This window comes from Haloarcula sp. Atlit-7R (assembly GCF_003666065.1).
Lineage (GTDB): Archaea > Halobacteriota > Halobacteria > Halobacteriales > Haloarculaceae > Haloarcula > Haloarcula taiwanensis.
In genome coordinates this window covers 82,228-105,432 of sequence record NZ_QXIK01000008.1, presented here as the reverse complement: position 1 = coordinate 105,432, position 23,205 = coordinate 82,228, and the positions used below count along the sequence as shown (strand labels likewise).

At 51.5% G+C, this 23,205-nt stretch carries 21 protein-coding genes; 18 read left to right on the top strand and 3 right to left on the bottom strand.

Features of this window, described 5'->3' with window-relative positions; translation table 11 throughout:
• The first annotated feature begins 1 nt into the window (after position 1).
• From D3D01_RS15995 to D3D01_RS15970, 6 genes are all read left to right on the top strand, one after another.
• A complete protein-coding gene (locus D3D01_RS15995) occupies positions 2-1,978 on the top strand; it encodes a DNA cytosine methyltransferase (protein ID WP_121512893.1) in 1,977 nt (658 codons plus the stop codon).
• 237 nt (positions 1,979-2,215) lie between these two features.
• A complete protein-coding gene (locus tag D3D01_RS15990) occupies positions 2,216-2,677 on the top strand; it encodes a response regulator (protein WP_121512892.1) in 462 nt (153 codons plus the stop codon).
• Between the two features lie 30 nt (positions 2,678-2,707).
• The gene (locus D3D01_RS15985) at positions 2,708-2,962 is read left to right on the top strand and encodes a hypothetical protein (RefSeq protein ID WP_147439929.1); all 255 of its coding nucleotides are present in this window, start codon (positions 2,708-2,710) and stop codon (positions 2,960-2,962) included.
• 149 nt (positions 2,963-3,111) lie between these two features.
• Positions 3,112-3,672, top strand: coding sequence for a hypothetical protein (locus D3D01_RS15980; protein WP_147439928.1), 561 nt, complete (start codon positions 3,112-3,114; stop codon positions 3,670-3,672).
• Between the two features lie 25 nt (positions 3,673-3,697).
• Positions 3,698-4,534 (top strand): hypothetical protein, encoded by an 837-nt coding sequence (locus D3D01_RS15975; protein WP_147439927.1) that lies wholly within the window; start codon positions 3,698-3,700, stop codon positions 4,532-4,534.
• A 217-nt stretch (positions 4,535-4,751) separates the two neighbouring features.
• The gene (locus D3D01_RS15970) at positions 4,752-5,216 is read left to right on the top strand and encodes a hypothetical protein (RefSeq protein WP_121512888.1); all 465 of its coding nucleotides are present in this window, start codon (positions 4,752-4,754) and stop codon (positions 5,214-5,216) included.
• Between the two features lie 20 nt (positions 5,217-5,236).
• Here D3D01_RS15970 and D3D01_RS23460 read toward each other — a convergent pair whose 3' ends face one another.
• Entirely contained in the window at positions 5,237-6,415 is a 1,179-nt protein-coding gene (locus tag D3D01_RS23460) for a hypothetical protein (RefSeq protein WP_147439926.1), read from the bottom strand.
• A gap of 904 nt (positions 6,416-7,319) precedes the next feature.
• Between D3D01_RS23460 and D3D01_RS15960 the strand changes: the two genes are divergently transcribed.
• From D3D01_RS15960 to D3D01_RS25030, 7 genes are all read left to right on the top strand, one after another.
• Positions 7,320-8,126 (top strand): hypothetical protein, encoded by an 807-nt coding sequence (locus tag D3D01_RS15960; protein ID WP_121512886.1) that lies wholly within the window; start codon positions 7,320-7,322, stop codon positions 8,124-8,126.
• A gap of 185 nt (positions 8,127-8,311) precedes the next feature.
• On the top strand, positions 8,312-9,823 hold the full coding sequence (locus D3D01_RS15955) for a hypothetical protein (RefSeq protein WP_121512885.1): 1,512 nt from the start codon (positions 8,312-8,314) through the stop codon (positions 9,821-9,823).
• An 89-nt stretch (positions 9,824-9,912) separates the two neighbouring features.
• Complete coding sequence (locus tag D3D01_RS23455) at positions 9,913-11,433, top strand: hypothetical protein (protein ID WP_147439925.1); 1,521 nt, start codon at positions 9,913-9,915, stop codon at positions 11,431-11,433.
• 55 nt (positions 11,434-11,488) lie between these two features.
• Positions 11,489-12,739, top strand: a complete 1,251-nt coding sequence (locus D3D01_RS15950; protein WP_121512884.1) for a phosphoadenosine phosphosulfate reductase family protein — start codon at positions 11,489-11,491, stop codon at positions 12,737-12,739.
• Between the two features lie 1,194 nt (positions 12,740-13,933).
• Positions 13,934-15,562 carry an ATP-dependent DNA helicase gene (locus tag D3D01_RS15945; RefSeq protein ID WP_121512883.1) on the top strand — a complete coding sequence of 543 codons (1,629 nt, stop codon included), beginning with the start codon at positions 13,934-13,936 and terminating at the stop codon, positions 15,560-15,562.
• 174 nt (positions 15,563-15,736) lie between these two features.
• The gene (locus D3D01_RS15940) at positions 15,737-16,180 is read left to right on the top strand and encodes a hypothetical protein (protein ID WP_121512882.1); all 444 of its coding nucleotides are present in this window, start codon (positions 15,737-15,739) and stop codon (positions 16,178-16,180) included.
• 723 nt (positions 16,181-16,903) lie between these two features.
• Positions 16,904-17,665 (top strand): DNA polymerase sliding clamp, encoded by a 762-nt coding sequence (locus D3D01_RS25030; protein WP_394343402.1) that lies wholly within the window; start codon positions 16,904-16,906, stop codon positions 17,663-17,665.
• Between the two features lie 11 nt (positions 17,666-17,676).
• Here the strand turns inward: D3D01_RS25030 and D3D01_RS23450 are convergent, their stop codons facing one another.
• A complete protein-coding gene (locus D3D01_RS23450) occupies positions 17,677-17,883 on the bottom strand; it encodes a hypothetical protein (RefSeq protein ID WP_233563423.1) in 207 nt (68 codons plus the stop codon).
• 976 nt (positions 17,884-18,859) lie between these two features.
• Between D3D01_RS23450 and D3D01_RS23445 the strand changes: the two genes are divergently transcribed.
• The 5 genes from D3D01_RS23445 (at position 18,860) to D3D01_RS15910 (ending at position 22,388) form a co-directional block, all read left to right on the top strand.
• A complete protein-coding gene (locus tag D3D01_RS23445; protein WP_147439923.1) occupies positions 18,860-19,990 on the top strand; it encodes a hypothetical protein in 1,131 nt (376 codons plus the stop codon).
• A gap of 165 nt (positions 19,991-20,155) precedes the next feature.
• Entirely contained in the window at positions 20,156-20,482 is a 327-nt protein-coding gene (locus D3D01_RS15925) for a hypothetical protein (RefSeq protein WP_121512879.1), read from the top strand.
• A gap of 93 nt (positions 20,483-20,575) precedes the next feature.
• Entirely contained in the window at positions 20,576-21,115 is a 540-nt protein-coding gene (locus tag D3D01_RS15920) for a metal-dependent hydrolase (protein ID WP_121512878.1), read from the top strand.
• A 35-nt stretch (positions 21,116-21,150) separates the two neighbouring features.
• The gene (locus tag D3D01_RS15915; protein WP_121512877.1) at positions 21,151-21,573 is read left to right on the top strand and encodes a hypothetical protein; all 423 of its coding nucleotides are present in this window, start codon (positions 21,151-21,153) and stop codon (positions 21,571-21,573) included.
• Positions 21,574-21,653: 80 nt separating this feature from the next.
• Positions 21,654-22,388 carry a hypothetical protein gene (locus D3D01_RS15910; RefSeq protein WP_121512876.1) on the top strand — a complete coding sequence of 245 codons (735 nt, stop codon included), beginning with the start codon at positions 21,654-21,656 and terminating at the stop codon, positions 22,386-22,388.
• A 293-nt stretch (positions 22,389-22,681) separates the two neighbouring features.
• On the opposite strand, the gene D3D01_RS15905 is transcribed toward D3D01_RS15910, so the two are convergent.
• Positions 22,682-23,107 carry a hypothetical protein gene (locus tag D3D01_RS15905; RefSeq protein WP_147439922.1) on the bottom strand — a complete coding sequence of 142 codons (426 nt, stop codon included), beginning with the start codon at positions 23,105-23,107 and terminating at the stop codon, positions 22,682-22,684.
• Between the last annotated feature and the right edge of the window lie 98 nt (positions 23,108-23,205).

Genomic DNA, 23,205 nt, shown 5'->3' with positions numbered 1-23,205 from the left:
GATGTCTGTTACTGATTCCCAGAAGCCTATCGTCGCTATCGACCTCTTCTGCGGGGCCGGTGGGTTCAGCGCTGCGCTTGATAGGGTTGGCGAGACCCTCAATCGAGAAGTCCACCATTCGGGAGTGAACCACGACGAAGCCGCAATCAAGTCGTACAAAGCCAACCGGAGCGATGCAATCTGCTACAACCGGAAAGCACAAGCGCTGAACCCTGGAGAAGTGCTGTACGACAGGCTGACCGAAATCGCATACGACCGGTGTGACGACCCAGATGTGACCCGAGAGGAGATAGAACCGGTTGACCGCGACGAAGTTGAGCTTATCTTGACAGCCGGGCCTCAGTGTACAGCGTTTTCTCAGGCCTCGGGCGGTAAGCCCGACCCATCAAACCAGCCGCGGGTGTCTGCCTTTGAGGTGCTGACGTGGATCAACCAGCTGCCCGGTGGTGTAGACATCTTTGTCCTCGAGAACGTTGGGGGGATTCGACGGTGGGGACCCGTAGTTGACGACGAATATCATGATGATGGGGCCGTCTTTAACCAGTGGATCAATACGATGAGCTCCATGGGATACGCCGTCGACTGGAAAATGCTTGAAGCCAGTGACTTCGGGGACCCAACCAGTCGCGAGCGGTTCATTCTACTCGGGAAAAAGGAAGGGACTGTATCGTTCCCAGAACCGACCCACGATGACGACGACCCCAACAAGCCAGATCGTCGAACGGCAGCTGAAATAATCGACTGGGACGACCTAGGGAGCTCAATCTGGGATCGTCACAAGCACCGAAGTCGAGTCACGCCGCCAGCAAGTACGACGCTCAACCGGATTGCCGAAGGGCTACGGCGGCACTGTCACGACAGTCTAGAACCGTTTGCTGATGTGCTGGAGACGTTCGACCGGGATACTGTCCACGACCTACGGGAAAACCGGGTAATCCCCCGTGAGTATGTCGCGGAAGCAGTCCAGGCGCTCGACGAGCCCTTCCTCGTCCGGTTCGGAGCACACGAAAAAGAAGCAAGTACCCACTACCTGCTAAAGTACTACGGTACGAGCCCCCCGAAACCAGTTGACGTACCCATCGATGCAATCACTGCTGGGGGCAATAAGTACGCTCCAACAACAGCGTCGACGTACCTCCTTCGGCAACAAGACCAGTACGGGTCCCCCGTCGACGTGACGAAAGAGAGCACCCCAACAGTCACTGCAAGTGGGAGTCATCAGATCGTCACGCCGGCGATAACCTCGCTTATTGCACCAAGAAACCAGTGGGCACGGGGGACCCATAGCAATCCCCTCTACCCAGCAGATAGCAAACCGTTGCACACGGTGACGGCGAAGAATCATGACGGGCATCTCGCAACACCGTCACTGGTCCGTCTCTCACATGGCGGTCGTGCTCTAGATTGTAACAAGCCGGTTCCGGCCCTCCAGACCACGGGGGGTGACTACAATCTCGCCACGCCGTATCTGACGCCGCTGTACAACGGTCGAAAAGGTCAGCAGCCTCGGACCCGGTGTCTCACCCGACCGCTGATGACAGTACCCGCAAGCAAGTCACCAGCGCAACTCATCACACCGGGGGCTGCATTTATCGACGACTGTCAAGGAGAACCGAAGCCACTGGACAAGCCACTCAATACACAGCCTGCGAGCGACCGGTTCGCACTCGTCGTACCCGACCTTGTTCAAGACGGTCTCAATTTTGCCTTAGACGTGAAATACAGGATGCTCAAGCCGATTGAGCTTAAGATGGCTCAAGGCTTCGCAGAAGATTTCGAATTGAAGGGGTCGAAGACAGAACGAACGGCTCAAATCGGTAATGCAGTCCCGGTCAACATGGCCCGGGCAGTGTTGCTACACGCACTATCCGACGAGAGCGTTTCACTGGCATCCTTCGGTGGGGGAATTCAGGAACCAGAAGACGTGTCGCTGCCGGATTACGAGACGTTCCGAACTCGGAGCCGAAGTCAAGGTTAGCGGTGCGTTCAGTCAGCGTCCCATGTCTACATCCACAGTGTAGTAGAACTCCCTCTACATCTGATGTCCCAATATTACAACTCAGAGGCGGGTGAACTGTGATAAATCATCTAGTCATTTTGATATTCTATTCATGCCGCTAAAGAGTATATTCAGGCACTCAGAGATAATATCAACAGATAATCATTGGTTGGTTATCAAAAGGAATATTAACTATAGACCAAATAACTGTAAAGCATGGGCGAAAAAGGGAGAGTGTTGCATGTTGATGACCAACAGCAAATTCGGTATTTATTTTGTGATTTTGTAGATGAGTTCCAGTACGATTTTGCCGTCGACACTGCCCCAGATGGCGATGAAGCTCTAGATATGATTGATGGGTCAACTTACGACTGCATAATAACTGACCAAGAGATGCCGAAAGTTACTGGGTTGGAGCTAGTCAGGAATCTTGAGGAAAGGCCCGTCTCGATACCAGTAGTCGTCTTCACAAGTGTAGGAGACAAAGAGACGCTTGCAGAACTGAGAGGAGCGGACGTCTCTGGAGTCTATACTAAAGGGGACATAGGCTACCAAGAATTGCTTTCCAATGTAAACAGTATCGTGAAGGCACAGACGGACTCTACTGCCCCTCAACAACAGACCGACGAGTCGCCGAAATCTACGCAAATCTCCGCCCCCTTCTCGGAAAGTATTTAGCTGCTGTCGCCGGCGTAGCAGGTTTTAACCATGAGCAACTACCCAGCCGGTGCTGAGTCTGACCCTCGCGCACCATACAATCAACCTCCCGTCCCAGAGTGTCGAGGTTGTGGAGAGAAGATCGGTCACGGAGACGACCACGAACGGGGATGTCCGAACGAGGGGATGTGTGCAGGAGAGCTACTACAGCAGCGTGAAGATGATGCAAAAATCGAGCAGGCGGAACGGCGTATGGAGGAACAGCGAATCCAGTCTCAGATAGAGAGCGGGGTGGACAGCGAATGAGCTCTGTTACTGAAAGAAGCCCTGGCTCGGTGTCGAGCACCAATCAAGCAGGGAAGCAGCCTCTCACCCGGCTACGGCTCAATCATCCAAAAAATTACGTTGGTGTCCCCGTGGCTATCGCTGCTCCTGGTGACACCGGGAGCTTAGTCATGGGGAATCTCACCGCAATGGCCGGCGCAGCGAAACTCGGAGCACGCGCCTTCGGACTGATCGACACCGATGGGGAAGTAACGTCTTGGGGGTGGGAACTCTTAGAAAATATTCTTGAGCAGACTCACCCTGAAGCATATCTTAAGGAATTAAAGCAGTTGCAGAACAGCAGGGGCCGGTTCGTAGAGCAACGGCCCGAATGGGAGAGTTTCGGTGGATCAGTGGCGCGGCGATACGGTGCGACAGAACCAGTTATTGAGCAGCTGCAAAAATATGGCCCACTGGAACTCCCCGACCTCGTCTCTCGGTTAGCAGAAGACCACTGGAATATTGCCAATCGGCTCTTTCTAAAAGACGGCGTGGCCGAATCTCCCGAAGAGATTACAGATGGCATCTTGTGGGACTCAGATTCGTATCGCGGAGCGGGGGTATGCCAGTTCAAAGGAATACTCTATCACTTTGGGGTTATCAACATGCCGGGATCATCTACAGACTACTTAGACCCAGGTGCAGACCACTGGGAGCTTGAGCCTCACATCAACCACGAGGGGGGCATCTAAAATGTTTCAAGAGTTAGCGAACAAGATGGAAATCATAGGGGCGAACACCAACGTGAAGGTTTTCGCGGTCTCTGTCTGTGACCGCTATTTTTACCCATATGCGCTGGGGCACAGTGGATACGTCACTGATCGACACCGGAATGCCTGCTACGAGTTGATAGTAGACAGTGATAAAAACAATCTAGCGGTAGACAACGCGGACGTCATCGAGAAGGCAATGGAAGTCAATGCCGACTCAGTTATTCCAAAAGACTACGTCTCAAAGCCGTACGAAACGCACGAATCGGTCAAAGAATTCGTCTCGCTCTATCAAGAGTCGGAGTGCCAAGCCCAGCCGTATATTGTGCTTCAGCCACCGTACAAGCAGATATATTCCGAGTTTGAGGACTTCTACAGCCAGTTTAACCATTTCGCACTTGGTGGGCTCCAATCGCTCAGTTCCCCAGAGATGCAGGTCCAAGAAATAAATCGGTTCCACGAGGTCGCTCACAATGACGTGACTGTCCACGGATTCGGGGTGGGCACCTCAGTTGAGATAATCCGTGCCTGCCGGAACAACAGGAACTTCTTAGATTCACTCGATATCGGGACTCCAGAATTATCCATCAAGAACGATAATATCGTTGACGCTGAAATGGAACAGTTCGATTTCCGTGTTCCAAAAGGAAACAACAGTTCGACGATCAGGGGGCAATTTGCAGAGGCAATGCTGTATCTACTCAACTACGTTCTATCTCCTCTCCCCAATGAAGGGTTCATAGAGGAGTTCTACGGTCACGAAACCGTTGAAGAGGCAATGACAGAACAGGGAGAATTATCTCAATTCACCGACGAAGCAACTGCTCGAAACGTATTTAGCTAATCCTGAAAGAGGGATCGCCTCTTGGGGTATTCAGTCCAGTGCAAACTGGCCCATGGATAATTCCAGTTCTGACCCACATACGGAAAGTCTGCCACGTAGCAAGTTTCCGAATTCGGAGACGGAAGCCGTCTCTATACTGCTACGAAAGATAGCCGACGGTGAAGTTGATCCACAGGACCTGCTCGCTCGCATTTGCCACGAAACAGATTCCGCAGACATGGAGAGTGAAGACGTTGAGGACCTAATCTGCGATCTTACAGACGCCGCCCTCGAACATCTGGAAGGCGTCGGAGACGTATCGAGGGCGGTCTCAATGGCACTCGATGAATACGAGAAGGATATCACCGGTAACCGTGAGGAAGTCCGCAAACAGGTTGCACAACGGGTAGACGAGCGGCTCCCAGACCAATTCGAATACGAAATTGTGCACCATCCCAACCAAGGTATCGGTATCGCAGTCCAGACAGGATGTCCTCAGTGCGGCCACGAGGACATATTCAATGGGTCACTCACCCATAGTCCTGCTCAGTTCGTGGGGATGACGGTAGACCGGGGGGAGCTACAGGATATAGAGGGAGCAGATATCGGTGACGGGACTACGCTCTGCTTCATTGACGATGCAGACGTCTCTCTCGATTTCGTCACATGCGGACTGTGTGGGGCGGAGCTGGAAACGGCCTAACCAGTTCCCCTGGAAGGTAGCTAGTCGTCTGCAGCCCCCTCCTGTTGCGGTGGGGTGTCCGCAGTGTACGCTGTCACCTCCCCATTGACAGTTATACCCTCTACCGAGACAGGATAGTTTTCGGTAACCTCATTGATGAGCGATTGAGTGACTTTCCGGATGTTCACTCGAAGTTGTTTCTGCCCTCGGAATTCTCCGTATCTGAACCCTTCGCCGTTTCCAGCAATTTCCATAAGCGTGTAGGCATAGTCGTGAGATGGGCCTTTCCCGAGATTCTGCTCAAACATGTCTTGTACCTCCCGGTACGTGCAAGCATGTCTTTCCTGACCCGCTTCAAGAGCAGATTTCACGATGAGGCGTCGCAAACGAACTGCCCTGGTCTCACGGTTTAGATCGCACCAGAAGGTGCGTTTGTCTCGCTCCGACTTTGGTATATAAACAGGCGAGTACGGATGCTTTACACAGTTCTTGTATTCAGCAACGGCTTCAATATAGTTCTGTACAGTCTCAGAATCACCGGATACAGTCTTCGCAATAGTTTTCGCTAATTGAGATTCTGTGAATTGGTCGTCAAGTCCCTCAGCTATATCCATTACTATGCTGGGGTCCACTCCAGAGGTATCCTCTGAAGCGGTACCAGAGTCGGCGAACGATGAAAGGCCAGGCGATTCAACAGAGTCAGAGAGACTTTCATCGGTCTGGACAGTGGAACCAGACTCGTTACGCCGTCCTAAATCACTTTCATCAGATTCAGGTTTGGTACCAGTTGATGACGGAGACTTTGTTAGTTGCTTAATCCCCTCGAGAAGACGTCGAGACCGGCCTCCCTTCCGATACGCGTTGAGTGCACGGGCTAGAACCCCGCCGTAGGAGTCTTGATAGTGCTCATCTCCAAATGTAGCAAACTCCGATTTCAGACCAGCATTAACACGCTGTCCCAATTTTACCGTATCTGAGTGGTCGATATCTGAGGGCACAGGAGTTGATGAAGAAGAAAGCCCCCGCGAATCAAGGTACTTCCTGAGCAGCGATTCTGCCTTGGCGAGGGTTTCATCCCGATCCAAGAACTCTCGCATTGCTGCTTCCATCTCAAACCGGAGATATGGACCCAGCTCGTCCCATTTCTCTTCAACGTATGCAACGAATTGGTCCCACTCTATACGTGGGACGCGCCAGCCCAGTTGCTTTCTCTGCGTCATGCCGCCGCCCCCCTCGATGAAAGGTATGGAACCAGGATGGTACCACCTTCCTTCCTTCCTGTCGGGAAGGGGGAAGGAATGGTAACAATATGGTACCAGTGGGTGGTGGTGTTGAAAGCATCCTGGCGCTCGCAGAGTCCTTGGAAGATATCTAAACTCCGTCCCGTACAGGGATTTCTCTGAGAAATCAATTGTGGCCTATCACACAGGACACTCCTAGTCCGGCTTTCTTCTTCATTGGCGACGGCCGTGGTACCAGCTCGTTCCCAAAGGCAGGTCGTTCCAAGTGCAATCGCACCTTGACCTGCTCTAGTTCCCGGGTGAGGTGGAAAATGGGCAATCGCTCCGAAACCCGATATACTGTTTCTATGCCGGTTCATCTTCCGTCGCAGTTCATTCCGCCAATCTTGCATTGATAGATGTGCTTTCCGCTAATCATTTCAGAGCGCTATCCAGAGCTACCGCTATTTCTAAGGGCGGTAGCTTTACATACCCGGCAACAAAAGAGACGAGTGTCCTACTTCTCGTCCTCTTGGCGTTGACCGGTGAGCCGCTGGTGTCTGGTTCCCTGTTGTACTATTACGGTTCAACCTGCGATACTACTTAAATGATTTGGAGGCTGTTTGACTATTTAGAATATACGTCCGATTCTGGAGCAATCTCGTGAATCGCAAAACGCTGAGTATGGGACTTTGAGACTCTTTAACCTCCATCTGGGAAAAAATATACTGTCATTGAAATGTAGTTTGTATTTACTATTCCTGAGGGCTACTTTCCAAATAATACAGAAAACCTCGTGGTGGTGAGTTATATCCACTTCCGTACTTAGTTTATTAAACTCAATATTCGAAGGACGGATCGGAAATTGGAGTTTGTATTCGGTCCTTCGCAAAACCTGACCTCTATGGCAGAATCATACAGCGATACGACAAACGGCTTCGGTTCTACGAAGACCCAGGAGACATCTATCCAAGATTGCCTCGAGGTGATCAGCCCAACACGGCGGAAAGACTACAAGGCGGTCGTCATCAACGATGTGAGTCCGACGGAGCAGGCAGAGCAACGTGGGGTATATCCCTCGACAGTTTCAGAGAACGTCCGCCGTGGTCACCAACAAGTAGAGCAGCACCTCAGAGAACAAGGTATCATCACGGGGCCACAGGGGCCGGGATACACTGTCGACATTCACTCGGTTGGTGGACGAGAACCAGATGGGTCTCCAGCAGCTGTTTCAAAATGGACGTTCGAAACTAGTGCTATCCGTACCATCGTCGAAGATGCGATACAGGGGCGGACGCTTAATGCGTGCGCCGGGGAGACTCACCTCACAAGTGGCACTGGGACAATTATCAGAAACGACCTCAATCCGGAGAGGCCTGCTGAATACCACCAAGACATCTGTGATTTGGAAAACGGGGTTTTCGAAGAGCGGTCATTCGATAGTGCTATTCTAGACCCTCCGTTTGACCCTCAAAATGCTGACAAGCATTACGAGGGTTGGCACGCCGGCGATCTGGCCGCTGCTCGCGAGAACCTTAGTAGTCTCATCAAGCCAGGTGGAGTGGTGGTCGAACTAGGATGGAACTCTCACGATCTCTCAAAGGCCAGTGACTCCTGGGAACGAACTGAACTCCATCTCTTCTATCGTGGGCCGTGTCTCCCAGATATCTTCCTAACAGTGTCACAGAAAACTCAGATGTCCCTCTTCTAAGGCGAAAACTCTCTCAAGCAGAAGAATTGCTTCAAGGCAATCGAAGTATGGCTGAGTTTCAGAGTCTTCGGCTCGTAGCCTTGCTCGAGTATTTCAGGACTATGCTGTAGTAGATGAGCAGAAACAGATTACCAGCCCCAGGAGAGCCACCGGTTCTCTCATACTATTCTATCCGGGCTGGGGCCATGTCGTTTGAGAACGATAAGGTGAGGAAGCATCTTTTAGATTTTATCGAACCAGAAGATAAAGTTTTGAACGTCTGCGCCGGCGAAACTAGACTACCTGTTTCTGATGTTGACAGAAATGACCTCAGAGACGACGTCGACGCAGAGTACAACTTAGATGCGCGGGTTTTGTTCGACGAAATTGATGAGACATACGATGTCGTCGTCTACGATCCTCCATTCTCGTTGAACCAACACACACAGACATATGGACTAGAGCCCGAACTGTGGCCTGGATACGGGGAACAAATTGCCCGAGGGATGGAGTCGGTACTAGAAGAGGGCGGGCTTGCTATTCAACTCGGGTTCCACGGTACAATCGACCCAGCAGACGAAACGGCCCTCACACCAGTCAGTGTCAGTGCCTTCCAGCAGCTCGGTCGAATGGACGACTGGTGTCTCACTGTTGCCGTCAAAGCCTCAGAACCGACAACGTGCTCAAATACGAAAGTGGAAAACTGTGTTCAGCCTAATACCAGCTCCACCAACGAACTCGTCGAGGGGAGAGGATTCAACATGGAATATACCCGGGTCGACAGCCATCTGTCTCGTGGCAAAACTGCTGCCAAAGTGTTAGAGACACTTGATGAGCCAGCAGGGAAGACACTCGCCCTCATATGGGGGGAAGAACCGAGTCCATTCCAATCCACCTTGGCGCAGCGAGAATCTTTCGTTGACGGCATCGTCCCATATAGAGGGCCCGCAGACCGGATTGTTTCCGTGCGTCTGGGGAGTGGTAGAAACAAAAGGGGAATCGAAATCCATCCAGACGACCTAACCGAAGCAATCCCATCTCTAGATTATGACAACGTCATTCTTTGGCCACACTCCCACGGGTGGAACTGGAATATCACTCGAAACGGGGGGCCGTGTGGGTATATCAAAGCTATAAAACAACAATTAGACGCTGCGCTCGGTTCCGGGACGACAGTCACAACAGTCGGCCATACAATGACAGGGATGCGCGACGCGTGGGGATATACTCACTCCGGCGTGCATATCCTCGATCCGTCCAACGATATCCGGTGTACGTACATCAGTCACTTCGAAAAACCGCAGACCGGTCTGGGAGAATCCCAGTCGGCGAACACTCCAATTGATATCGGCTACCGTCAAACTAGTGCAGAGCCGAACTGGATTTCGGTGGATACCCTAACAACCTGGAACAGGCATCCAGCATACTATATCTCCTGTCCTGTGTGTGGGGCTCATGGAAACCATTACTGCATAGAGGACAACGAGCAGTGTGGAATGCACTCAGAACGGATGGAGTGGTTCCGGGAAAACTATCGGGAGAACGAGACCGTCCGATGGTATCGGCACAGAGAATTCGGAGAAGTGAAACAAGAACCCACCTGCGAATTTGAGTCCGTTGCTACAGAGAGTGGAACAACTCGATGCGAAAACAACCCAGACCCAGGGCCAGAAACGAAGACAGTCAGTACCACTTTAGAAGACTACGCGAACGGGTAGCTGTTGGCAACGGATTGTGACAGAGTAGTTCAGAGCAGATATCGTCTAAATCAGTCTGAGAGTATTCAGTCTGATGCTGAAATACCACCATGAGTGACGACGCTTTAGAAGTAAGTATCCGGCCCCCCTGTCGAGACGACCAGTGGGCGCTACTCGGTGCGTTGTTCATTGATGAGGACTACAAGTATCGCCATGTGTCATCGAAAGAAGATGCGATATCTATTCTCACCGAGGCAATCGAAAACCCCAGTATGCCGGCATATTGGAGTGACGAACCATCAAGAGATACAATTGAATTTGATACACATCCAGACTATTCCAACAGTATCACTCACGACGATCTCTCACCGTCGACGGCTACACTAACTGACTTCGGGGTTAAATCAGATCGATTTCCAGACGGCAATTGGCGTGAGGCACAGCCAGAATATGAGCAAGTGAAGGAGTTCATTGATTCGAGCGCCAGCGACGAAGTGTGGGTCGTAACCGACGACAAAACTGGCACCGGGGAGTGGCCTTGGAACAAAGCGGTCTGGGTTTCAGTAGCCGAAGAAGAACCCCCCACTGACGGCGCGGATACGCTCTTCTCCGTGTGGGCACATTGGAGTAAAGCTCACTTCTGGTATCGTCTTGAGGTTCCGGAGACCGTTCTCATACAGTTGCTACAAGGATTCTGGAATGTGGACTACGGAGAAGACCTCAGGCAGTACCAACAATTCCGCGATGCAGCCAGGAGAAGTAGTAGCGGTGACTCTGACGCTCACTCATTATATGAGTGGTGCCCTGGGACAATTGAGAGCGCTCATCGAGATGGAACTCCATTCAGCGAAGACTGGTCCTACATACCAAAATTCCCAGACGAAATTAATGGGTGGGAGTACGTACCCGGGTCAGTGTATAGGGGAGACGTGTGGAGTGGCCCAGAGGGGGACCGCGAAGTCCAATTAAAACACAACTGCTCAGATTTCTCTTTTGGGTCTGTCAGAGACCGCCGCTTTTTTGGAACGGGAGCATCGGTCACACCTTCACAGTGGCCGTCGAAAATACAGTCCGAATGGACAATTGAAGAGAGTCGCGAAGCAGCTGTCCAATGGATGGAGAATCACGACCCAGAGTTATGGTCACACCCTGCATGGAGAATCTGGCGTCAAATCGACACCAACCCTCCAGGTAACTACACAGTCAAACGAAGTCCACACGTTGGTAACAACGGGAAGAAAATAGCATACAGACTTAGACAAGATATTGGTAGCGGGTATACGCGTTCCCTCTCGGTTGAAGGCAGTTTGAATGATTCCGAATGGGTGACCGAAATTGGCTATTACAAACCAAAGAACGGTGGCCCCATCCACAGAGAACAAATAGGGACTTTCTCGCAGGGTAGACCGTATCAAAGTCTCCAAAGGGCAGTAGACCACATCGAGTCGACTGCAAAAAAGATGGACTACAAGGGTCTCTCAGATGAAGAGCGAGAGTGGTTGACAAAAAATGTCTGGGATACTACTGTTGAAAAACACATAGACCCTCTACCAGAGGCAAAACAGTGCCCAGTTGAATTGAATAGCGGCAGTGCATCCAAGACCTTTCTAAGCATGGCTCGGAGTGGATAGAGATAGACTCCCGATTTCACTCAGTATTCGGAATCTCTGCTAAGCCGGAACTCAGATGATATCGATTGACCCATACGATATTAGCGCTCCAGACGAATCTGTACGCACAGAGACGATACAAAAACCTCAGCCGAATAGCGATCCCCTTGAAATCCTTGAGAGCGACCGAATCCTCGACACGAGCTGTGTGGGTCACGGGAAAGACAAGGCTGTTCTATTCAGCGGCGGAGACGATTCACTCGCCCTCACTCATCTTGCGATGGAAAAAGGATGGGCAGATGTGGTCGTTCACTTAGCAACAAATTCAGCGATACCTGAAAATATAGACTACGTCAGGCGGGTCGCAAAGGAGCACTGCTGGCCGCTTATTATCATTTCATCGCCCGTCGAATTGGATACCTTTAGCTACAGATACGGCTTTCCAGGGGCGCAAGAGCACACAGCCGCATATCACTCTTTCAAGGGACGGCAATTAGCATACCTCTACCGCCGGCGGAGTGGAGGGGTCAAATTCATTTCTGGAGTTCGAAAGTTAGAATCAGACCGCCGGATGAAAAATATCTCTGCTGAGGTCCAGTATTCCGATGCCACATCTGGAGGGAACTTCACAGGGTGGTGGGTCAGTCCTTTGATACACAAATCTGACGAATGGGTGCATAAATATCGGCGCAAACACGACCTCCCCCGAAACCCTGTCGCAAAGCAAATCCATCGAAGCGGAGACTGTCAGTGCTTAGCGTACGGGAACCGGTCCGAAGAACTGATTCTGATTGAAAGCGAATACCCAGAGTTTGGAGAATGGCTGAGAAACGTTGAAAAGCGGACTCAGGAATACCGTGGACGGATTCATATTCTTGAAGACGAGTTTCCTGATGTCGCTAGCGAGGTAGCCAGATTACGGAAGCAAACTCGCCCAAACCCGATGAAAATGACAATACTCAAAGAAAACTTCCCCGGTGTCTATCATGATATCATCAGTGTCAGTCGAGACGATGCGATCCTTCGGGGACAAATGGAACCGACCAATTACATTGGGCATGGGGGTATGTCGTCAGATGACCTCCAACGGTTGGTCGCTTCTGCAGATCAGTCGCAGGCGACACTCTGCGAGACATGTGGTGATGGATGTTCACTCTCATCATCAGCTGTGGAACGTCAAATTGAACGAGCAGAACAAGCATATAATCAGACATCGGCGGTGCAAGAAGAACTTCCGGGAATAACAAAACGGGATGCACGCCCCATCGAAACATCACAGTCTGAATCCGGAGAAGGCGACAACACTGTCCAGACGACGCTACTCTGACTGATTTTGAAAATTCTGATAGCAAAGCGTAACAAATAGTAACCTACAGATAAGTTTGGTACTAAAGTGGAATGCAGGTGTTGGATGGTGACAAGCGCTTGTAGCCGAACTCTTAGTAAAAATCTCGTCGAGGTGGGGTCTGGGAATGGGTGAGCGTGTTGACGATATCGATATGAAATGGGTGGGGGCTGCTCGGTGTGTAACATGTGGGATAACTGGGCCACTGAAAACGACAAATCCAAACCAAGACGAAATCTGGCTTGATTGCCCCAATTGTGAGACGATGAGAAAGCACGAAATAGTGATTATATCAGATACGACTGCCGCTGCACTCAGTAGAGTAACCGAAAATGGCACTTAAGAAAAAAGAACTCCGAGGCAAGTGTACAGGCTCATGAAGCCTCTCTCTCATCAATTCGCAATCGGGCTGGCGGTCATGCTATTACTTTTCAGCGGTTGCTCAGGGTATGTCCAAGACAGCGACGAAACGAGGACAGATTATGAGTTGGAGGTCAATAGTTACAAATGCTCAACGGAAGGGGTTCCAGAGGAGCCAGCCAACCACTCCGATTGTGAGCCTGTCACGCCTGTAGCCTCCAACGAAACTGTCTCAGGAGTAGAAGACTATTCCCCCACGATACCCAACGAAACCGGGCTGGAACCTGACTGTACTCGTGTTGTCTTCGGAGGCAATGGAACGCTCAAAGAGAGAGAGTGTACTGAAAGGTAATAGAAGGGCGGGCAAGAAACCAACTTCCGTTGACGAAAAAGCCGAACAGTTCTCATCCTGTATTCAGCCCTCTGCTACAGTGCATTCATGGCTCAGTCCACACTTGTCGATAGCCAATCGACCAGTCCTGAAAACTCATCACAATCTTCCAAAGAAGCAAACGATACAGATGATTCACGACACTTCGTTGAATATCTGGATGTGAATTCGATGCGTCCGATCCGAGGCCTCGCAGCAACCCTTCACACAGAAGCAGAAGTCAGGAAGTACATCGAGGCAGAAGAAGCTCGATGGAACCGAGATGCAGTCCTACGGATACTCCGCAACCGGCTTGATGAAGTGGAATGACCTCCTAGTCGATATCCTTTGTTCTCCCTCACATCGAACTGACAGCTAAGGCTCACTATTGGTCGAGGGGGGGAAGGCGAGGAAATTTAACCTACTAAAATATTATACCTGATAACGTGTTTCCCTCCCGGATACATGAACAGTTCCCGGCCCCTGGTTACCGGGGGGCTCAGGAACAAGCCCTCGATGATATTCAGGCGGCTTTCGAGAAAGGTGCCGATATAGTTCTCGTACAAGCTCCCACCGGCAGCGGGAAGTCACTGCTGGCTAGAGCAATAGCGGGGTGTGCCCGAGCTAATCGCGAGGCCGACGGCGAGGAGGTATATGATGCATACTACACGACACCTCAAGTGTCTCAGTTAGACGATGTTGAAGACGACGACCTTCTTGAGGACCTCTGTATCGTCAGAGGGAAAAACAATTACAACTGCATTCTCCCAGGGCAGACCGACACCCCGGTAAGCCGCGCCAAGTGCGTTCGGGAGACTGGGTTTGACTGTGACGTCAAGCATCGGTGTCCATATTTCACAGACAGAGCGACAGCAGCAGACAGTCGTATAGCGGCAATGACTCTCGCGTACTTTATGCAAACCGCTAGTAGCGATTTATTCGGAAAACGAGATGTCGTTGTAATTGACGAGGCCCACGGTCTCGGGAAGTGGGCAGAAATGTACGGCACAATCAGTCTCTCCCCCTCGACAATTCCGTTTTGGGATCAACTAGATGTGCCAAATATCTCAAGCCTGCAAGAGGCAGTTCGGTTCTGCGAGCGCCTTTATACTATCAGTGGCCGCCGTCTAGATGAACTGAGTACAAAAGAAGTGCTGAATGGGAGAGAGACTGCCGAGAGAGAGCAAATATATCGGATACGGGGGGACATCAGCTGGCTCACAGCGGACTTCGAGTCCCAAGACGCTGGTACGGAATGGGTGGTGAATCAGCCGGACGACCACGGTACAATATCAATTAAACCACTTAATCCAGAACGATATCTGAAGCACACTATCTGGGATAGAGGGAATAAATTCGCTCTACTGTCTGCGACAATTCTGAATAAGGACGCCTTTTGTCATAAAATGGGCCTCTCACCCAGCGACGTAGCAATGGTAAAGGTGCCTCACACCTTCCCTGTTGAGAACAGGCCACTGTACGATGTGACTCAGGGAAAAATGACCATGCAACACCGGGATGAAACACTCCCGAAAATCGCCCGGGTGGTTGCTCAAGTGATGAAAAAACACAGTGATACGAAAGGACTCATCCACTGCCACTCATACGCTATTCAAGAGCAACTGGCCGATATGCTAACAAAAATCGGTGTCGGAGAGAGAATCCGACAACACGGGAAAGAAAACCGAGATGCTGAACTTGTGAACTGGAAAGCATTGGACGGCAACGACGTTTTCCTCTCAGTGAAGATGGAGGAAGCTCTCGATCTATCCGGCGACCTCGCTCGATGGCAGGTAATCTGCAAGGCCCCTTATTTGAATACCGGCGACTCTGCCGTATCGGCGCGACTTGAAGACGGTCGGTGGAACTGGTACTATCGGAACGCTCTTGAAACGGTCATTCAAGCCTGCGGTCGTATCATCAGGACTCCCGATGACTACGGGGCGACGTACTTAGCTGATTCCTCACTGCTCGATGTGTTCGAGAATGCAGAGCACGATATGCCCCCGTGGTTCGAGGCTCAAGTCGAACGGATCAGCAAGCCAAATCTCCCACGAATCGCGCCAGAGCAGTAGGTGTAGAGCCCCCCCTCATCATGGGGGAGAAATGCCCTTGACAGTAGAGTTGGCCTTGAGAGAAGGGAATCGTATCCTCTGAACGCTTTAGTATTGAGTAGATAGCCTATACGGGCTGGTCTATAGCCGTGATGATGGGGCTTCCGGACCGTACCACACGACTGATTCAAACCTATGAGTCTCCCAGATATCGATGCAGACGGCAGTACCGACAGCGTTGTGACGTATAGACGCACTCGGGCCATCCCCGCAAGTGTACTGAACGCTTTGGTGTACGTTCTAGGCTATCAGCAGTGGCTCTGTCCAAATGCTGACTGTGAGTACGCCTCAGATGCCCGGAAAATCTGCCAAGGCATCTACGCTGCCATCCTCATTACAAACGGCCAATACGACAAGTCAAACCGGTATAGTTCGGAGCCGAACTGGGAGCGGATTCGGGCTATGCGGGAGAGTATCTTCAGCGACCATTTCTATTGTCCTGACCTGTTCGACGAACACATCAAGGAGGAGACCCCCGACGAGATGTTTGATGCAGTTGAAGCAGAACTCAGCGCTCATGGGCTCCTGCACGATATTCCTCCGGAGCGCGAGCAGTCATACGTCCAGAGACGCGAGTAGTGTACTCAATACCGAGGGCCGGTCTGGAAGGTATTGAGTGATCACGGCCAGAGTGAGGCGATTAGCAGTTGCTTGTGCTGGTCAGTCCACATCTGAATAGCCGCGATACGGTCGGATTGACGACTCCAATGAGAAGGTATTGGGCTGAGTAGCACAAGTGCGCGGTCTTGCAGTTAGTTCAAGTGATTAGTTATGTCCACGACACCAGCAGAAGCCGACAGTAGCACCGACACTCCATTCACCATCGGCGAACTCCAGAACCACATCGATATCCAGTCGTCTCCTGTAGGCGAACTCATCCAGTCACTGAGTGGCTGGGCAGAACTCCGTGCGGGGGTTTCCAATGGTCGCGACTGGGAGGAAATCGATGGAGTCGGACCATCGACAGCTGAGAGCCTGAACAACACCGACGCAGAAACTCTCCCCACTGGAGGACCCGTGGGGCCCACGGAGCCGGCAGAGCCGGAAGTCGAAACCGAGACCGAGGATAACATCGAGACCGACGACGATGCCGAGTCCGAAGATGGACCCGAGTCGGGTAGTCAAGATGATGAAGACGAGGGCGGCAAGGACAACGAAGCAGATAGTGAGGACGCCGGCGAAGAGGACTTCGAACCGACCGTGGAACAGAGCGACGAAGATAGCCCCGACGAACAAGAAGCAGAGGGAAGTAATCCCACAGACGAACCGGAGGATGAAGACGAGAGCAAGGGGCTGTACGACATCCGGAACACGCCTGCTCAGTTCGAAGCGTCCATCGAACTCTCTCGCCTGAAGAGCATCTTCGACGCAGTAACCAACCTCGTCGACGAAGCGAAATTCCGAATCGGCGAGGACCGAGTCGCCATTCGAGCAGTCGATCCCGCAAACGTGGGGATGGTCGACTTAGACATGAGCACTCGGGCGTTCCAGAGCTATCAGGCGGACCCTGGAGTCATCGGCATCAACCTCAATCGGATGGTCGATGTGCTCTCTGTCGGGGACTCTGACGACACTGTCCATCTCGAACTCGATGTCGCAACGCGGAAACTGACAGTGACTGTCGATGGGCTCGAGTACACGCTGGCTCTCATCGACCCCGATTCAATCCGGCAAGAGCCAAACATCCCGGACCTGCAGCTCGACACCGAAATCAAGATGAGCAGCAGTGTCCTGAACCGTGGTGTGACGGCCTCCGACATGGTCTCGGACCACATGGGTCTCTGCTACACCCAAGACGGAGCAACCATCTATGCAAATGGTGACACCGACGACGTCAACCTGGACCTCACCAGCGTCGACGGCGTGGAAAGCATCAAGGCCAGTGGCGAGGGAGACTCGCTATTCTCTCTCGACTATCTCAAGAAGTTCGACCGGATGGTCCCCAAGGACGAAACCGTGCGGATGGAAATCGGAGACGATTTCCCGATCAAGATGTACTTCGGCGTAGCAGACTCGCATGCCGAAGTGGAGACGCTACTCGCTCCGCGAATCAAGGCCGACTAAGACCTGAGACACTACTCTCCGGTTGTCTGTGAGCCAAAATTAGCCTCTGCTGTCCCTGTCCTCATTTTGATGCCTTCCAAATCCAACGTCGATTTGAGCGCGATGCTGGAATCTGTTTCAACCGATGCTAACAATACTCCTTTCAACTCATATTCGCTCTCTTTTCCGGAAACCGAGAACAGAGAGGAGTTGATGAGTTCAGTAACGGAGTCGTTCACGGAGACTATTACCCAATCATCTGGCGTCGAGCTCACACCCGAGCAAAAGCGATTCTTTCAGGGTTGGCTCCGTACTCAAGCCACATTTCCAGAATATAGTTGGCGGAATACTGTCTTAATCCAGGCGCAGTTTCCATCAGCGGACTATCTTAAGAGTCCTGATGTCTGGAATGACGAAGGGGTCTCTATCAAGAAAGGCGAAACGGCTATCTGGATTTGGGAGCCGATTACTGGCAGAGCATGTCCAAAGTGCGGAAACACAGCCAGATATCATAGATTGGGGAAAGTAGACTGTCAAAACCATCTCACAGGCTCCCCAGAGTACTGGCCTGAAGACGTCGTAGGGACACGGCCCAGTGCATACTTCGACCGCTCACAGGTGGAGTCACTATCAGGACCTTTCGAAAAATACAGTATTGACCTCTCTTCCCTATCTGCAAGCGTGATTGAACAATTAGTAGAGCGTCTAGTTGACGACGATGAATACCGGTTGTCAACTGTCAAACCACACCAAGCAGATTTCGACGGGGGTGGGCAAATCACTCGGGACGTAATGACGTTCGAGCCGACCATTACAATCAAAGACAGTAGACCAAGTATCAGAGCAGGAAATATCATCAAATACCATCTGCTCGGAGCTCACTACGATAATAACGGAGAGCCTGGAACTAGGACCCACCTGGCTATAGAATGCGCTGCAGGGGCTATCTCAATGGTTCTCGGAATCACCCCTCCAGAGCGGACACATCATCTCACTGCACTTGGAGAGACAAAATCAGGAGTTGAGTCGTCGCTCACCAATATCAGCAGTACCATCGAATCATATCTGCGGCGGCTGCGGACAGCCGCACATAGTCGGCGAGAGCAAATCTAATCGAAGACAGCCCAACAGAGAATCTCCGATTTAGTATTCAGTCCCCCCGCCAGGATGCGAGCAAGCGGTTGTATCAAATCAGTCGATTAGTCCAAGGAACACATGACGACAACACTCAGTAATTTCGGAAGTGGAGATGCACAGCCGACCGGCGGGCTCAAAGGGATAGCAAACGCTGCATACCTAACCGCACCGCCTGAACGAGAGAATGTCGGGGAGTGGCAGTCCCCGGACACCGAATACGGTCTGACGACCCATCGTCACGACGGAGGGTACACCGGTGGGGATACTCACAGGGCAGCAACTCACGAAGTCCGCTGGGTTTCTGGCGGGGATCTCAGTGGGTACGTTGAAAAGTATGGTCAGGAACTAATAGGCATTCCAGACACATACTCTGGATTCGAAACGTTTGATCCGTATCTGAGCTGTATCGATGGTCTGCTCACGGAGGCCTACGGATACGGAATAGACGGGACGGCCGCAGAACGAGCACTTCGAATCCTGATCGACAATGGGCGGTATAGCCGCAACAACTACCATATCATCGCCTGCGGGCAATATCCGTGGCTGCTAATCGGTGATGAGGGAGTTCTACTCTGTTCGACGACTCCCATTGACCGAACTAATTCAATAAGCCGGGAAGTACCGCTGTCACTTCCAACTGGAGAAGTCAGTGTTGAAGAGGAAAACCCGGTCGTCTTGACTGCCCTCCGCCGAATCGGAACATTCCTATCTGGTGATATCCCCGATGAAGCATCAGGTAGCAACCCTATCACCAATACTGTCTCACTTAAAGAACATCTTCACCCGCCACTGACGAAGCGTCGGTCGAAATATCACAAGTTTGCAGTTGAATCTGGAGAAGCAGGGTCTGAAACGGAACTCAGAGTCAAGAGAAGTGACTTAGAGTGTCTCGGAACGATGGAGTTAGACCCTCGTTCCATTCCTGGTGGTGATGGTCCAGAGCAGATTACAGCTCCGAACTGTGGGGACGATGTCGAGATCGCATTCACCGAGCCGCGAGAAATCGGGGAAACCTATTCCGAAGGAATCGTCATCGGGTACTCGTTCGACTGGGAATGCTACGAGTACTCTACCGAAGAGGCCGCGGTTGTGACGACCTACCATCTCGAAGAACCGGTGTTCGATGGGAGCAGAATCGAGGTGACAATCAATACGACCCACAGCCGTCTCGCAACGGTTACACCGGAATACGAAATTCATGACAACTGAAACCCGCTCATCTGCCCCCATCCCAGACAGCGAGATAGAACCTAACGATGTGGATGTGGATTCAGAACCGGAGGAGGTCATCGGAGGACCGCTAAGAGAGCCCCAAGGGCTGTGGCATTTCCAACGAGCAGACCGACTCTAATCTATTCCACAGGATATCCAATCATGAGTTCAACGACGCAACACCACAGCATCGAGGAGAAGTACAATGTGCAAGATATCCCACGTCTCGGTCCCGCACGAGATGCGAGGAGCGAAACGGAAGTTCAAGTTCAGCGAGGTGACGGGGAATTCGTCACAGTAGCCATTGGCGACACCATAGTTCGAGACAGTAGTGTCGGTACTGAGCACCGAATCGTCCTCGAAACCTACACTCACGGGTTTGTGACGTGGATTCTCGACGAACAGAGATATTCCTATTATCCGCGTGACCACCTAGAAGAAGATATCACAGCGGGGGCCTACGAAATCACAATCGCAGCAAACCCGTGAGGGGTCGCCAATTAGTACTGCTACAACGGGTCCACACCAATCTAGTCTATACAGCACAACTATTTTGGATAGTAACTAGCAATCAACTGAACAATGCATAAACAAGGTCATTTCGGACTGGGTCTGCTATCAACATCGGTCCTGACGCTCCTGCTACTAGAAGGGGGGTTCTTTCTCTGGGCACCGCTGATAGGACTGGCTGGAATCGCCGGGGGGCTTACTCCTGATATAGATAACAAGCAGATTGTCCCGTTCAAACACCACGGGTGGACCCATACGGTTGTTTTTGGGCTGTTCATTTCAGCTATCATCTCTGGCTGCTTGTTTGGAGTCTTCCATGCCGCTATCAGGCTCACCTCGGGGACAACCTTCGCCATTACCAGTCCGCCCCTACTCGGGAATCTGGCTCTCGCAATACTGCTTTACGTTGGGACTCTCGCTGGATTTCTCTCACACTTATTTGGAGATACACTATCGACAGCAGGAGGAACCCTTCTCATTCGACCGTGGAAACCCATCTCGAACAACCATGTACGCATTGGTGTGACTACTGCAGGAAATCCAGTGTACAACCTAGCCTTCTTTCTACTCGGTGTGATCTCTCACATTCTACCATACTACGTCTACCTCTGATACGAGAGTATTCGGTCAAATTGCTTGAGTGAGTCATGTCTCAGAGCAAATCACAATCAACCCTCAGTGGCGACACTGCACAGATAGAGAAAGAATCTGATGAGGGAGCTGACCAAGATGGGCAGCAGGCCTCTCTCGTCGACGGTATCGAATCGGGCGAATCATCTCAAGATGGTGTCGACGGGGGAGAAAACCGAGCAAACAGTAAAAAAGGCAGCCAAGATACTTCAGACAGTGAGGAGAGTCTAGAAGGTTTCGGGGTTGAAGACGACCCAAGGCCCAATAACTCGAAACTAGACAATCCTGACGGAGAAATGGAAGCAGACCGACGAGTGAACCGCCGCAGTGATGACAACAACGAAGACACTGGAGCGCAGAAGCAACTCTTCCCAGATGTTGAAGATGACCAAGCAACCCTCACAGGCGAACGGGCACATAACCAGTGTCTCTTCGAGTAAACTCTACCTCCCGACATTTTCAAGTCGCCTAATTAAGGCTTAGAATTAAGTACGAGAATGTCTTCGAAATATCTACTATTATGACCAGATCTAACAAGAATCGCTGCAAGACAACCGATAAGGAAACCGTCCAGTCAATGCTAACCGACTCTGAGCTATCTCAATTACACTCTCAGCGATATTTCAGTGGCGATGGTACCTGGACCGAGGCCCACGTTATCGTTGCTATTGTCGATGGGGCTACCGATGATATTGCCCTCTCGAAGGCTGCCGCTGCTTTTAAAAACAGAGAAGATAGACCAGACCCACTCTTCGCCCACGACAAAGAGGATACGTACGACCTAGCTATAGGACTCCAATCGCTCCCTCTGGCAATATCCGAATCCCCCTGGTCTGCAAGAGACGCAATTATCCAGCTAGGGACTGATGAAGCCGAAGAAGCCCTAGACCTGATCGTATCTGACTCTACATTCGCGGAAGGTGAGTCCATTGCATACAACGAGTGGGGGGAACAGTTTACCTCTGAAGCGGCGCTCCGAAACCAGGCCGCCTCGATAGAGGATAATGGGTGGATTGTAGTTGGTGTCGGTCTAAAGCCGACAGGTGCAGGAGAAGGGAATGAAGAGTATATTGGAGAAACGTTCAATGTCCACTGTCCGAGCTGCGGGCCCAAACCGGCACAGTGTAAGAATATCGTCTATGAAGAGCGCCACGACGGGCACAGTGGAATTTGGGAATGCTCCAACTGCAGCGACATCTTCCGAGGACCTCATCCCCGCGGGCCAGCGCGGCAGGAACTCATCACGGACAAGTAACAATACAACGTTCCCACGCTTGTAATATGAAAATCAAGTCTCCCTCACTCGGACACGTACTCAAAAATTTTCTATCAGTCGCTGCATTCGGAATCGCCATCGTCTCCATCAATAGTTGGGCACTGTCCATCATCTCTGCTGGAGCCCTATTCTCGTGGTTCTATATTTTTGGCGAGTGTCTGTCTGCTTCGCCTCAATCCAAACAAGAGAAATATCTACAGTATATAGCAGAACAGCGAGAATACGACCAGCAAGATGAGATAAAGCCTCCTGAAAACTGAATCTCTCCTTCTTTAAGATTGTTCGCTGCTATCCTGATCCTTTGTCGTCCGGATGTTCTGAATGTTATTCCGAACAGTTTCAGGTTGCACACCACGAGCCTCAGCAATCGTTTCAGGTGTCCACCGGTCAGACCCATGTTCGAACACTAGGTAATCAAGAACGGGGTTAACTACATCCCGGCGGTCAAGTTCTTCCATCATTAGGTCCCACGCGTTCTTGTTACTCGCCTCCCACCCTAACGACACATTTGAGAATTCCTTCCGGTCAGAGCTGTACTCCCCACGTATTCGGACATATTCTTTCTCTTCTAACTCGCTCAATATGTGGGCCGGGAGAGATTCAACAGCGTCAGAAGGTACTCGGTACGCTCTCCGATCATTCATCTTCGCCACATCCACAGCAGGCAAATGGGTGTCAGATTCGTCGACGAACTCCATCATGTACCCCGACTCGATTGTCACGTACCCTCGCTCAGAAGCCATAATATCTGTTACCTCATCACCGTCCTCGACCGTCCGGACCACTTCAGACAGCC

What these genes read in the sequence shown, in the direction of transcription:
- D3D01_RS15995 (WP_121512893.1), top strand. Translation starts at nt 2, where the DNA reads ATGTCTGTTACTGATTCCCAGAAGCCTATCGTCGCTATCGACCTCTTC.
- D3D01_RS15990 (WP_121512892.1), top strand. Translation starts at nt 2,216, where the DNA reads ATGGGCGAAAAAGGGAGAGTGTTGCATGTTGATGACCAACAGCAAATT.
- D3D01_RS15985 (WP_147439929.1), top strand. Translation starts at nt 2,708, where the DNA reads ATGAGCAACTACCCAGCCGGTGCTGAGTCTGACCCTCGCGCACCATAC.
- D3D01_RS15980 (WP_147439928.1), top strand. Translation starts at nt 3,112, where the DNA reads ATGGGGAATCTCACCGCAATGGCCGGCGCAGCGAAACTCGGAGCACGC.
- D3D01_RS15975 (WP_147439927.1), top strand. Translation starts at nt 3,698, where the DNA reads ATGGAAATCATAGGGGCGAACACCAACGTGAAGGTTTTCGCGGTCTCT.
- D3D01_RS15970 (WP_121512888.1), top strand. Translation starts at nt 4,752, where the DNA reads ATGGAGAGTGAAGACGTTGAGGACCTAATCTGCGATCTTACAGACGCC.
- D3D01_RS23460 (WP_147439926.1), bottom strand. Translation starts at nt 6,415, where the DNA reads ATGACGCAGAGAAAGCAACTGGGCTGGCGCGTCCCACGTATAGAGTGG.
- D3D01_RS15960 (WP_121512886.1), top strand. Translation starts at nt 7,320, where the DNA reads ATGGCAGAATCATACAGCGATACGACAAACGGCTTCGGTTCTACGAAG.
- D3D01_RS15955 (WP_121512885.1), top strand. Translation starts at nt 8,312, where the DNA reads ATGTCGTTTGAGAACGATAAGGTGAGGAAGCATCTTTTAGATTTTATC.
- D3D01_RS23455 (WP_147439925.1), top strand. Translation starts at nt 9,913, where the DNA reads ATGAGTGACGACGCTTTAGAAGTAAGTATCCGGCCCCCCTGTCGAGAC.
- D3D01_RS15950 (WP_121512884.1), top strand. Translation starts at nt 11,489, where the DNA reads ATGATATCGATTGACCCATACGATATTAGCGCTCCAGACGAATCTGTA.
- D3D01_RS15940 (WP_121512882.1), top strand. Translation starts at nt 15,737, where the DNA reads ATGAGTCTCCCAGATATCGATGCAGACGGCAGTACCGACAGCGTTGTG.
- D3D01_RS23445 (WP_147439923.1), top strand. Translation starts at nt 18,860, where the DNA reads ATGACGACAACACTCAGTAATTTCGGAAGTGGAGATGCACAGCCGACC.
- D3D01_RS15925 (WP_121512879.1), top strand. Translation starts at nt 20,156, where the DNA reads ATGAGTTCAACGACGCAACACCACAGCATCGAGGAGAAGTACAATGTG.
- D3D01_RS15920 (WP_121512878.1), top strand. Translation starts at nt 20,576, where the DNA reads ATGCATAAACAAGGTCATTTCGGACTGGGTCTGCTATCAACATCGGTC.
- D3D01_RS15915 (WP_121512877.1), top strand. Translation starts at nt 21,151, where the DNA reads ATGTCTCAGAGCAAATCACAATCAACCCTCAGTGGCGACACTGCACAG.
- D3D01_RS15910 (WP_121512876.1), top strand. Translation starts at nt 21,654, where the DNA reads ATGACCAGATCTAACAAGAATCGCTGCAAGACAACCGATAAGGAAACC.
- D3D01_RS15905 (WP_147439922.1), bottom strand. Translation starts at nt 23,107, where the DNA reads ATGGAGTTCGTCGACGAATCTGACACCCATTTGCCTGCTGTGGATGTG.